This is a genomic window from Pseudomonas sp. 18.1.10, assembly GCF_024655625.1.
Classification (GTDB): domain Bacteria; phylum Pseudomonadota; class Gammaproteobacteria; order Pseudomonadales; family Pseudomonadaceae; genus Aquipseudomonas.
Genome location: NZ_JANLGL010000178.1, coordinates 1 through 11,211 on the forward strand (window position 1 = coordinate 1; position 11,211 = coordinate 11,211).

At 63.0% G+C, this 11,211-nt stretch carries 12 protein-coding genes; 2 read left to right on the forward strand and 10 right to left on the reverse strand.

Annotated elements, in window-relative coordinates:
* The first annotated feature begins 105 nt into the window (after positions 1-105).
* Positions 106-1,458 (forward strand): LLM class flavin-dependent oxidoreductase, encoded by a 1,353-nt coding sequence (locus NUV89_RS23025; protein WP_257783126.1) that lies wholly within the window; start codon positions 106-108, stop codon positions 1,456-1,458.
* A 27-nt stretch (positions 1,459-1,485) separates the two neighbouring features.
* Here the strand turns inward: NUV89_RS23025 and NUV89_RS23030 are convergent, their stop codons facing one another.
* Positions 1,486-1,992: a hypothetical protein gene (locus tag NUV89_RS23030; RefSeq protein WP_257783127.1), complete on the reverse strand. Its 507-nt coding sequence runs from the start codon at positions 1,990-1,992 to the stop codon at positions 1,486-1,488.
* On the reverse strand, positions 1,989-2,903 hold the full coding sequence (locus NUV89_RS23035) for an NAD synthetase (protein WP_257783128.1): 915 nt from the start codon (positions 2,901-2,903) through the stop codon (positions 1,989-1,991). Before NUV89_RS23035 ends, NUV89_RS23030 begins: the two co-directional genes overlap by 4 nt.
* Before the next feature lie 188 nt (positions 2,904-3,091).
* Here NUV89_RS23035 and NUV89_RS23040 point away from each other — a divergent pair, with 188 nt between their 5' ends.
* The gene (locus tag NUV89_RS23040) at positions 3,092-3,580 is read left to right on the forward strand and encodes a type VI secretion system tube protein Hcp (protein ID WP_257783129.1); all 489 of its coding nucleotides are present in this window, start codon (positions 3,092-3,094) and stop codon (positions 3,578-3,580) included.
* A gap of 61 nt (positions 3,581-3,641) precedes the next feature.
* Here the strand turns inward: NUV89_RS23040 and NUV89_RS23045 are convergent, their stop codons facing one another.
* From NUV89_RS23045 to NUV89_RS23080, 8 genes are all read right to left on the reverse strand, one after another.
* Entirely contained in the window at positions 3,642-4,376 is a 735-nt protein-coding gene (locus NUV89_RS23045; protein WP_257783130.1) for a GntR family transcriptional regulator, read from the reverse strand.
* A gap of 38 nt (positions 4,377-4,414) precedes the next feature.
* Positions 4,415-4,981, reverse strand: a complete 567-nt coding sequence (pnuC, locus tag NUV89_RS23050) for a nicotinamide riboside transporter PnuC (protein WP_257783131.1) — start codon at positions 4,979-4,981, stop codon at positions 4,415-4,417.
* A 16-nt stretch (positions 4,982-4,997) separates the two neighbouring features.
* Positions 4,998-5,834 carry a 5'-nucleotidase, lipoprotein e(P4) family gene (locus tag NUV89_RS23055; protein ID WP_257783132.1) on the reverse strand — a complete coding sequence of 279 codons (837 nt, stop codon included), beginning with the start codon at positions 5,832-5,834 and terminating at the stop codon, positions 4,998-5,000.
* 12 nt (positions 5,835-5,846) lie between these two features.
* A complete protein-coding gene (locus NUV89_RS23060; RefSeq protein ID WP_257783133.1) occupies positions 5,847-7,994 on the reverse strand; it encodes a TonB-dependent siderophore receptor in 2,148 nt (715 codons plus the stop codon).
* Positions 7,995-8,121: 127 nt separating this feature from the next.
* Positions 8,122-8,994, reverse strand: a complete 873-nt coding sequence (locus NUV89_RS23065) for a sulfurtransferase (RefSeq protein WP_257783134.1) — start codon at positions 8,992-8,994, stop codon at positions 8,122-8,124.
* Complete coding sequence (locus NUV89_RS23070; protein WP_257783135.1) at positions 8,991-10,094, reverse strand: phosphotransferase enzyme family protein; 1,104 nt, start codon at positions 10,092-10,094, stop codon at positions 8,991-8,993. The genes NUV89_RS23065 and NUV89_RS23070 overlap by 4 nt, the downstream gene beginning before the upstream one ends.
* Positions 10,091-11,011 carry an ABC transporter substrate-binding protein gene (locus tag NUV89_RS23075; protein WP_257783136.1) on the reverse strand — a complete coding sequence of 307 codons (921 nt, stop codon included), beginning with the start codon at positions 11,009-11,011 and terminating at the stop codon, positions 10,091-10,093. Before NUV89_RS23075 ends, NUV89_RS23070 begins: the two co-directional genes overlap by 4 nt.
* 6 nt (positions 11,012-11,017) lie before the next feature.
* Positions 11,018-11,211: hypothetical protein (locus tag NUV89_RS23080; protein ID WP_257783137.1), on the reverse strand; the 194-nt coding region annotated here is incomplete at its 5' end.

An 11,211-nucleotide genomic window follows, 5' to 3' on the forward strand; every position in this document is an offset into this window, starting at 1 on the left:
CAGTTGGACCATCTTTGACTGGCACACCGCTTTCGCGAGCAAGCCCGCTCCCACATTTCTGATCCGGTTTCTACAGTGATATCCATTTATTCCAGGAGCATTTGCATGTCCACAACCCCCCGGCAACTCAAGTTCGGCGCCATCCTCACCGGCGTCGGCACCGCGCAAAACGAATGGTTGCACCCGCAGATCCCCGGCGATGCCAGTGTGGACATCGACTGGTACCGCGCCCAGGCCCGGCAGGCCGAGGCGGCCAAGTTCGACCTGGTGTTCATTGTCGACAGCCCCTACATCACCCCGGATTCGGCGCCGCATTTTCTCAACCGCCTGGAACCGCTGACCCTGCTCTCAGCCATCGCCGGCGCCACCTCGAAAATCGGCCTGGTAGCGACTCTGACCACCTCCTATACCGAACCCTTCAACGTCGCCCGCCAGTTCGCCTCCCTGGACCATATCAGTGGCGGTCGCGCCGGTTGGAACGTGGTCACCACCGGCCTGGAAGGCGCCGCCGGCAACTTTGGCCGCGAGCAGCATATCGACCACACCGAGCGCTATCGCCGCGCCGCCGAGCACCTGGAGGTAGTGCAGGGCTTGTGGGACTCCTATGAGGACGACGCCTTTGTGCGCGACAAAGCCAATAAGGTGTTCCTCGACCCGCAGCGCCAACACCGTCTCGATCACCAGGGCGAGTTTTTCGCCGTGACCGGGCCGCTGAATATCGCGCGTTCCGCACAAGGCCAACCGGTGATTTTCCAGGCCGGGATTTCCGAGTCCGGGCGCAGCCTGGCGGCGAATTATGCCGAAGGGATTTTCGCCGGCGTCGGCAACTTCGAAGACGCCCAGGCCTACTACCGCGACATCAAGCAACGCACGGCAGCCGCCGGGCGCAATCCGGACCACGTGACCATCCTGCCGGGCATTTCACCGATCATTGCCGACACCGACGAACAGGCCCAGGCCATCGACCGTGAGCGCAATGGCGAGCTGGACCTGGACAAGGCGCTGGTGCAACTGGGGCGGCCGTTCAACTACCACGACTTCAGCCAATACCCGCTGGACGAGCCGTTCCCGGAACTCGGCGATCTGGGCAGCAACGGCTATCGCGGCCACGCGGAAAACATCAAACAAGTCGCCCGCGACCAGGGCCTGACCTTGCGCCAGGCGGCGTTGCGTTTTGCCAAACCGTTCTCCAGCTTTGTCGGCTCGCCGCAGACCGTGGCCGATGAGATCGAGCGTTGGTTTGTCGAAGGGGCGGTGGATGGGTTCAATATCCACGTCGGCGCGCCGGATGACTTTGCGCGCTTTACCGATCAAGTGCTGCCGCTGCTGCGCGAGCGCGGGTTGTTCCGCAGTGAATACAGCCACAGCACGTTGCGCGGGCATTTGGGGTTGCCGGTGCCGGTCAATCGGCATACGGCGGCGCGGGTGGTGAAACCTTTGCAGGCGGTTGGTGCATAACTATTTCCAACGGCGTGAGCGCGGCATTTACCACCATTTCCATTTGCCCTGTTTTTTCAGGGTGGCGATGATGTGTTCGCGCTTGTGGCGCAGTTCAAGCGACTTTTGTCGCAGTTCGCGACAGCGGTTGCTGTTAAGAATCAGCAGCCCGATTAGTGGGCCGAGTAGGGTCAGTGAGTAAAGGTAAACGTTGGGGTGATAGATGATTGTGGGCAGTGCGAGCAGCAGGCAGATGAGATAGATTGCGACGTTTAGCCAGACCCAGTGGATGCGGCCGTAGAGTACTTCGTATTTGGCCAGGGCAAATACGGAACCCAATCCAATGCTGCTCAAAAAAGCAGTCTTGGTGGTAACGGCTACGGTGTAATAAGAGAGGTAGGTGAGCATCGACAAGATCGCGGTCAATGCAATCGAACAGCACCCGACGAGCAGGTCTGCTGCGATTACGGGCATGTACCGTTTGAGAAATTGCCAAGGATTTTCAATAAAGGTCGCTGAGTAATATCGAGCATTTATCTTGCTTTGGTTGCTCATTGGCTGACTTCCTCGTAGATGCCCAAGGCCAATGTCCTGATGTTTCCAGAGATTGCACTGCTGGTGAAGCTTAGCGAAGCAGCGACGGTATCCAATATGTGGACGGCTGTTGCCTGTTGCATTCGTGTCGAACTAATACGCTTGGCAACTCTGCCGGCTGCTTTTTCCAGCTTGATCAGTTTGGGCGTTAACCTTGGGTCTCGGATTCTCAGCAATTCGTTGTTCAGTTTTGTACGTTCTTGGCGAGTCAAACCTTTGAGTATTTGGCGGGTGTTTTTCCCCGTTACTTTAGTGGTTGTAGTGATGACCTTCATTGTGACCAACGCTGATGTGGCAACCCCAAGTAGAGCAATACCGTCCAGCACGACTGTTGCAGCCTGATACCAGGCTTCGTCATCCAGATAGTCATTCGCTTCAGGAAAGGCTGCCTCTGATCCCGTCCGTATAACGCCGGCGATGCATTGAGCGGTACCCGCAACAGCAGCAGCTTTGCCGACGAAGGTAAGCACCGCACTCGTTCCCGCTGTAAACGGCATCAACGCCACTCCACTTGTAACCACTACCCAACTCAGTACCGCTCCGGCACACGTTATTGCCGTATTCAGTGCCTCGGCCACCCATTCCGACTCCCGCGGCTCATGCTCCAACATCCGCTTGAACTCCACCGGCCCCACCGCCCTCGGCGCCTCACGCAACACCACCTTCTTCACCTGCACACTGCACACCGCCTGAAACTCGCGCAGTGTCAGCACATTGAAATCTTCATCGATATACACCACCCCCGCGCCAATCAGCGCGGGGTCGGCGTCGATGGCGGCGAACAGTCGCCGCAGGTCGATGCTGCCTTCAATGCGCTGGCGCGTGGTGCGGTGGGCCGAGGGGAATCCATCTTTGAGCAGGGCGGTCGTCATTCCTTAACTCCTGGGTTTTTCGGGAGTTGAGAGGTTAAAGACGCGGCGGCGCAAATGAATGTCGGAAGTTTCGGTGTTTGCCGACAGGCACTTCCCGATCCTGCTGTGGCGGCTTGTGGCCCCCGTGTCGGATCAGGAAAAGTCTGCCCCGCGCCATTTCCGGCGTTGACTAAGGACAGGGAGCCAACATGGCCGTCGATATGTTTTTGAAACTGGGCGATATCAAAGGTGAGTCACGGGACCAGGCGCACCGCGACGAGATCGACATCACCGAGTGGGCATGGGGGTTGTCGCAGACGGGTTCGATGCATTCCGGTACGGGCGGTGGTGCGGGCAAGGTCGATATCGGCAACCTGAACCTGAGCAAACCGCTGGATAAATCCAGCCCCAACCTGATGATGGCCTGCGCCAGCGGCAAACATTACCCCGAGGCGCGGTTGGTGGTACGCAAGGCGGGCGGTTCCAGCCCGGTGGAGTATCTGGTGATTACGTTGAAGGAAGTCATGGTGGTGTCCTACAGCACCAGCGCAGAGAGTAAGGATGATCTGCTCTACGACCGCATCTCCCTGAATTTCGCCACCGTCGATGTCAGCTACCAGCCGCAGAAGGCCGACGGCGCCAAGGACGGTGGGCCGGTGAAGTTTGGCTGGAATATCCGGCAGAACGTAAAGGCCTAACACCAAAAAATAACCTGTGGCGAGGGAGCAAGCTCCCTCGCCACAGGTACAGCGTTCGCCCTTAATCCGTGCCCGGGTACCGGGTCTCCATCACAATCGACAACGCATCCGGGCGCCAGAATTCCTGGTCGAACTCCACGGCCTGGTTGTCTTCGCCGAAGTTCAAGCGCTCCAGGTAGACGCTGGTGGAGCCGGGCGACAGTTGCAGCAACTCCGCCTGTTCCTCGTTGACCGTGCCGATGTGCATCTCCAACTCGCAGCGCGATTGCACCCGGTCGAAGCGGTCACGCAGCAGTTGGGTCAGTGAGGCGTTGAGATCGGCGTCCAGCAGGCCGGGGCACCAGCTGGCGAGCAGGGCGTTGAATTCCAGCAGCACCGGACGGCGGTCGATCCAGCGGCGGCGTTGCAGGAAGAACACCGGTTCATCCGCCGAGGCCAGGCCCATGCGCTTGGCCAGCCAGGGGCCGGCGGGGCGCAGTTCGGCGTGCAGGCATTCGGTGCGGGGCGTGCGGCCCTGGGCGCTGACGTAGTCCATAAAGCCGCTGATGCGTGTCGGGTCGTAGCGGATGCGCTGCGGGCTGACAAACCAGCCCCGACGGTTTTCGCGGTAGACCAGGCCCTCGGCCTCCAGTTGCTGCAAGGCCTGGCGCAAGGTCACGCGGGTGCAGCCGAAGCGTTCGATCATGTCCCGTTCGGAGGGGAATTTCTCGTCGGCCTGGGGACTACCGGACGCAATGTCGTGGGCGATCTGTTCGCGGATGCGCTGGTAGTGCGGGGAAATGGGGTCGAAAGGCATCCTGGGGTTCCGTAGGCAGGCATGACGTGGGCGTGACTCTACCCTTCCTGCTGGCGCAGGTCACGTTGCCAGGCCCGCAAGCCATAGGCCGCCAGCAGCACAAAACCGGCGTACAGGGCGGCGGTGAGGTGCAGGCCCTTGTAGAGGAACAGCCCGACATAGGCCGCATCCAGCACGATCCACAACCACCAGCTGACCACGTATTTGCGCGCCGCCCACAGGCTGGCCACCAGGCTGAAAGCGGTGAGCAGCGAGTCCAGCCAGGGCAGGGCGGCGTCGGTGAAGTGGTGCATCACCGCGCCGAGGGCCACGGCGCCGATCAAGCCCGCCAGCAAGTGCCGCCATGCCTCCTGCATCGGCAAGCGTTCCACCCGCACCTTGCCGGCGTCCACGCGCCCGGTGCTCCAGCGCCACCAGCCATAACCTTGCAGCACGGCGAAGACCAGTTGCAGGAGCATGTCCGAGTACAGCTTCACCTCGAAGAAGATCCAGGCATACAACAACACCGCGACCACGCTGACCGGCCAGCACCAGCGCACCCGTTGGGCGGTGAGCCAGACCCCGGTGATGTTGAAGCAGACGGCGACGATTTCCAGTGGCGACATAGGGCTCTCTCAACAACTAGTTTTCCAGGTGCAGCGCCTGTTGCTTGAGTTGGCGCTTGCGTTCGAAGGGCAGTTTTTCCTGATCGCCATAGGGCGCGCTGTACCAGTTGCCGTAGGTCGGGTTGGGCAGCAGGAACCAACGCTGGCCGAGCCAGGCCAGGTACGGCGCGGCGGCCTTGCGTTGCGCGGCCAGGGTGTTGTGTTCGGCCTGCACGAAGTCGCCGAAGGAATCACCCGCCAGCATCAGCACGCGGGCGTGGCTGGCGACCCATTGGCGCCGGCAGTTCTTGCCGTAGCCGGCTTGCTCGCAGTGGCCGGTCGGGGTGCTGGCGGCCAGCACCTGTTCGTTGTGCGCCACCGGGAAACCGCGCAGGCGTAAATTGTTGACCGTGGCCTGGACCTGGCTGTGCTCGCGGTTGGTGATGTAGTAGACGGTGATGCCTTTCTTGTCCGCTGCTTGCAGGAACTCCACAGCGCCCGGCAGTGCCTGCGCCTTGGCCTGATCGACCCAGGTGTTCCAGCGATCATAGGAATAGACTTGGTTGGTGAGGATGTCCCGCGCATTCAGCGGCACGTTGTCCAACACGGTTTCGTCGATATCCACCACCACGGCCGGGGGCAGGCCGCTGAGGTTGCGCGGCGGCAAGGGCAGGGCGTCCCACGTCGGGTCGGCCAGGGCCGTGTCAAGTTGGCGGGTGGCGCTGGCGAAGACCTGGCGGTAAATCAGCTCGTGCTCGATGGAGGTCTGGGTCCACAGCACCGCGTCCAACTGGTCATTGGCGGGCGGTTGCTGCTGGCAGCCGACCAGGGCGGTGGAGAGCAGGCACACACTGGAAAACATCAGATTACGCATGAACGATAGGCCTCAAAAATTGACGGTGGCGGATAACCGCGCGGTGCGCGGCGCACCCAGGAACAGGTAGCCGTCGCCCGCCGATTCACCCACATCGCGCCAGTAGCGTTTGTCGAACAGGTTGTCGACGGTCAGGCGCAGCACAGTAGCGTAATCGCCGACCCGGGTGGTGTAGCGCGCGCCGGCATCGAACACCGCGTAGTCGTCGACCTTTACCGTGGCTTCACGGTTGGCGTACTTGCTCGCGCTGTATTGCACGCCGCCGAGCAAGGCCAGGCCCGGGATGCCGGGGATGCTGTAGTCGCCATGCAGGCTGGCGCGCAGCTTGGGCACGTTGATCGCCTGGTGGCCGTCATAGGCATCGGTGCCGCTGCCGCTGACCCGCGCACGGATCGCCGCGACGCTGGCCGAGACTTGCAGATCGGAAGTCACGCGGCCGTTGGCGGACAGCTCGATGCCGACATTTTTCTGTTTGCCTTGCTGCACGAACGTGGTCGTGCCGTCGTCATTCGGGTGGTTGTATTGCAGGTCCTGGCTGATCTGGAACAGCGCGGCGGTCAGGCTCAGGCGCTGGAAGTCACGCTTGATCCCCACTTCCAGCTGGCGCGAAGTGGTCGGCGGCAGCACCTCGTCGGCGTTGCTGCTGAACCATGCGGCTTCGCCGCCGAGGGACAAGCCTTTGCTGTAGCTGGCGTACAGCGAGGTATCGGGGCGCGGTTTGTAGATCAATGCCGCTTGGGGCAGGAACACGCTGCGCTGGGTGTGGCGCGTGGTGGCGCCGGTTTGGTTGTAAGTCTCCTCGTCGAGACGCACCTGGCGCCCGCCGAGGACGGTTTGCCATTGCTCGTTGAAGCTGATGCGGTCGCTGGCGAACAGGCCGTATTGGCGGCTGTCGAGACGGCGATACGTGTGGCCGAGCGGGCCGTCATAAGGTTCCAGCACTGGGGTCGGTTCGTAGATATTGCCCTCGCCGATGTATTCGTTGACCGACTTGCGCCGGTCCACCAAGCGCCGGAACGCAGTGGTGCCGAAGGTCAGGTCGTGCTTGAGAAAGCCCGTGTCGAACTGCCCGTTGAGGGCGGCCTGGGCCTCCTCGTTGCTGCGGGTATCGTCGGGGCTGCGGTAGTCGGCGATGTCGTAGTCGCCCTCGGCGCTGAAGTGGTTGGGCACGGCGGTATTCGCGCAACTGGCGGCGCCGTAGCAGCCCCAGGCGAAGGTACTGTAGTCGTCGATCACCACGCGGCTGCGGGACGCGCTGAAGCTGGCTTTCCAGGCGTCGTTGAAGCGGTATTCGAACAGCCCGTCGAGGTTCAACGAGCGGATGCCCACCGGGTTCGACCAGCTCTGGTACGCGAGCATGTCCTTTGGCGAAACATGGTGCGGCACGCTGGTGCCGCCGAGCAGTTGATAGCCCGGCACCGAGTGTTGCTCGCGGTCCTGGTACTCGGCGTTGAGTTGCAGCAGGGCGTTGGGGCTGATGTTCCAGTCCAGCGCGAGCGAGGCGAAATCACGCTTGCCGTCGGCGTGGTCGACATAGGAGCGGATGTCTTCGTGGGCCAGGTTGATGCGCACGCCCACCTGCTGTTCGGCACCGAGCCAGCCGCCGATGTCTGTGGCCAGGTAGCGTTCGCCCTGTTCATTGGTGGACACCGTGACCGAGCGCACGTTCTCCGGGCGCTTGCTCACGTAGTTGACCAGCCCGCCGGGCTCGGAGACGCCGCTCTGCAAGCCGGCCAGGCCCTTGAGCACTTCGACCTGTTGTTTGTTTTCCAGGGCGACGTTCTGTTCGCCGGTGATGGTGCGGCCGTTGATCTTGTAGCTGCTCGCCGGGTTGAGGGCGAAGCCGCGAATCACAAAATTCTCGTAGTAGCCGACCGGGGCGTAGCTGTCGCCGACCGAGGCGTCGTTCTTCAACACTTCGCTGAGCAAGCGCGCCTGCTGGTCCTTCAAGCGGGCTTCGGTAATCACCGCGACGGACGCCGGCGTGTCCAGCAGCGGCGCGTTATCGAAACCGGCCACGACGGCGTTTTTCGCCTGGTAGTCGGTGGTTTCCTGGCCGAGGACGGTGACGGTGCCCAGGGTCGTATCCTCGGCCTGCACGGCCGTGGCGGCGAAGGCGATGCTCAGGGCGAGCAGGGTGTGGCGATAGGGTGTAGCCATGTAGAGAGCGCTCCAAAGGTCTGACCGCCGCTGCCGTACGCTTTTATCGGGCACAAAGGGGCCCAGCGCTGCGCAACGGACGGGTTGCCAGTTCGTGATGAAAAAGCCGGGTTCGCCAGCAGTGGCGTCAGGCCGGAGCTGCTCCGGTAGTCATTGGCAAGCGTGCGTCGGCGGCCCATTCCTGGAGGGAGCCGTCGTAGATCGCGATGTCCTGGCGACCCAACAGGGTCAGGGCCAGCGCGTTGGCGGCAGCGGAAATACCGCCGCCGCAATACAACACCAGGGGGCCGTCGCTGTGCAGCAGCGTGGGGCCAATCGCCAGGGCCAGGGCATCCTTGGGCAGGTAGCGGCCGTGGGCGTCGAACAGCTGGCGGGCCGGCAGGTTCTGGCTGCCGGGGATGTGTCCGCGTCGGGCGTAACGGGTGGCGGCCGAGCCTTCAAACAGCGCGGCACCGAGGGCGCAGATCAGCACGCCCGGTGCGTGGCCGCTGGCGATGGCTTCGACGCCGTAGCGGTCGATCCACAGGTTTTGACGCGGGTGGATGGCCCAGGGTTGTACGGGTGTTATCGATTCGGCGGGGCCGCTGCGTTCGGGTAGACCGGCTGCGCGCCAGGCGTTGAAGCCGCCGTCGAGTACGCTAGCGTCGATGCCCGCGCTGCGCAGCATCCACCACAGGCGCGCAGCCCAGAAGCCATCGGCGCGGTCGTAGATGACCAGCGTTTTGCCTTGGCCGGCGCCGAGGCTGGCCATCACGCTGACCAGGGTTTCGGCTGTCGGCAGGGCGAAACTGAAGCTGGCCTGGGTGTCGGCCAGTTCAGTCAATAGATCGGCATGCCGCGCGCCAGGGATGTGCGCCTGCAACCAGCCCTCTTCACCGCTGCTGACGCGGTAATCGCCGTCGAAGGCTGGCGACGGCAACATCACCGTGGCATCCAGTATTACCAGCGTCGGGTCGGCGAGACGCGCGTGCAGCCAGTGGCTGTCGACCAGAATGCTCATACGTTTTTACGCCGGATATGGCGGAGCAGACGCTGCCCTTCGGCCCCGGCAAACCAGCGCAGATGGCCGAGCAGGTAGGCGTAATACGCCACATCGGCGCTGTTGGTTGCGCCGACGATGTCGTGGAAATACGCCACTTCCGACAGCGCGAAATCCACATGCACCAAGGGCAACAGGGCGCTGAGGGTGTGCAGGTCTCTCGCGCTCAGCGGACGCACCTGGTGGTAGCCGGCGAGCAGCGCATCGACGCTGTCGAGATCGGCGCGGGCCACGCCAGCGGTGTCGAGGTCGAGCCAGGGCACAGCGTTGCGTTCGAGGGCGGTGGCCAAGTCGAAGAGGGCGAAGGTGCGGTCGGCCAGGCCGAAATCCAGCACGCTGGACACGCTGCCGTCGGCGTTCCACAGCAGGTTGGAGGCGTGCCAGTCGTTGTGGGTCCACAGCGGTGGTTGCTCGACCAACAACGGACGCAACTCGCGGTGCCAGGGCAGCAACAACTCGCTGAGCTGGGCATGCCAGTCTTTGTCGGCGAGGTAGGCGCTGCTGATGTTTTCCAGCGGTGCCGCGTGCTCGATCAATCGCGCGTTGGCCAATAGCACCGGGGTCTGGCGTGGCGGCGCCGCGTAGTGCTCAGCTGCCTGATGCAACCGTGCCAACGCCTGGCCGGCGGCGAGGGCGTGCTGAGGGTGTTGGAACGGCGACCATGAGAGTGCATCGCGATAAAGGTCCAGGCCCTCGGCGACGTGGTGCACTTCATAGGTCCACTCACCTTGCGCGGTGGCCGTGGCGCCTTGTTGGTTCGACACCACTGCGGCCACCGGCGCGCCTTGGCGGTGCAGGTGGGCGATCAGGCGATGTTCTTCTTCCAGCCACGCGGCTTGGCGCACGTGTTGGTGATGACGTTTGACGAACAGCGTGCCCGTGCCGGTGGTAATCAAGCCTGCGGCGGAAAACGGCCGTGGGCTGTGCCAATGCAGGCTGTGCAGCGCGCCCAGTTGCGGGTAATTGCGCAGCAGCTGTTCGATGTCGCTTTCGTGCAACGCCGGCCAGTCGGCGGCGACCGGTTCCAGGCCCAGGCCATGGGCCGTGCGCTGTGGATTCATGCCGCCACCTCGGGCAGGAACCCATTGCTGGTTGCGCCCTGCCAGGCCTGCGGGGTGTCGAGCACCGCGTGGCGGTGCAGCCATTCGGCGTAGGGTTGCAGCAGCGCCTGGCGTTGCTCGCCCCAGCGGCCTTGGTGCAGCCAGGTCGGGGCGATTTTATGCAGTGAGGCGCTCAACAATTCCGCCGGGAAATACGGCGTGGTGTGTTCGTAGGCGGCGAGGGCAATCGACGGGTCCTGCGCCACGGCCAAGTAGCCGCGGGCGGTGGCGGCGAGGAAATCACGGACCACGTCGGGCTTGTCTGCCAGGGTGCGTTCATGGGCGCCGAGCAGGTAGCTGTGATAGGCCGGTGCGCCGATCTCGTCCACCGGCAACACCACGCGACGCTCGGCGGCGATGGGGCTGTGCATCAGCGCTTCCCAGGCCCAGTAGCCGCCGAAGCTGGCATCGGCGAGGCCTTCAGCGAGTTGCTCGGGACGCAGTTCGCGCACGCCGCTGTCTATGAGGATGACGCCGTTCGGGTCGCCGCCGTCTTGGCTGACCAGGTGACGCACCATGGCCAGGCCGCGTGGCGTGGGGTTGAGGGCCAGGCGCTTGCCCACCAAGTCGCGGGGGCGGCGGATGCCGGAGTCGGTGAGGGTCTGGATCGATTCCAGGCCGGCGTGGTTGATGGCGGCGATGCCTTGTAGCGGTTGGCCGAGGCTGCGGCGGACCAGCAGGCGGTTGCTGGGGAAGATGCCGAAGTCGGCAGCACCGGTGAGGAGGTATTGCAGGGTGTCGCCGTGGTAGGGGTCGTGGACGACCAGTTCCACATCCAGGCCCAGTTCCTTGTACCAGCCGCGTTCGCGGGCCAGGTACAGGCCGGCCGAGTTTGGCCAGGGGTGGAAGTATTCGAGCATGACCTTTACCGACACCATTGCGTGTTACTCCAGCACAGCTTGTTTTGGTGGGGGATTTATAGGGGAGTGATCTGGTATATACCAATATCGTTTTTGGCTATGGATATAACTGGCGTGTTGTTGGTGGTGGTTGTGTACATATCCGTTGGTTAGATAACGGCGGCTTATGGTTCCGCCCTTACGGCGGGTCACTTTGGAAAAGCCCCAAAGTAACCAAA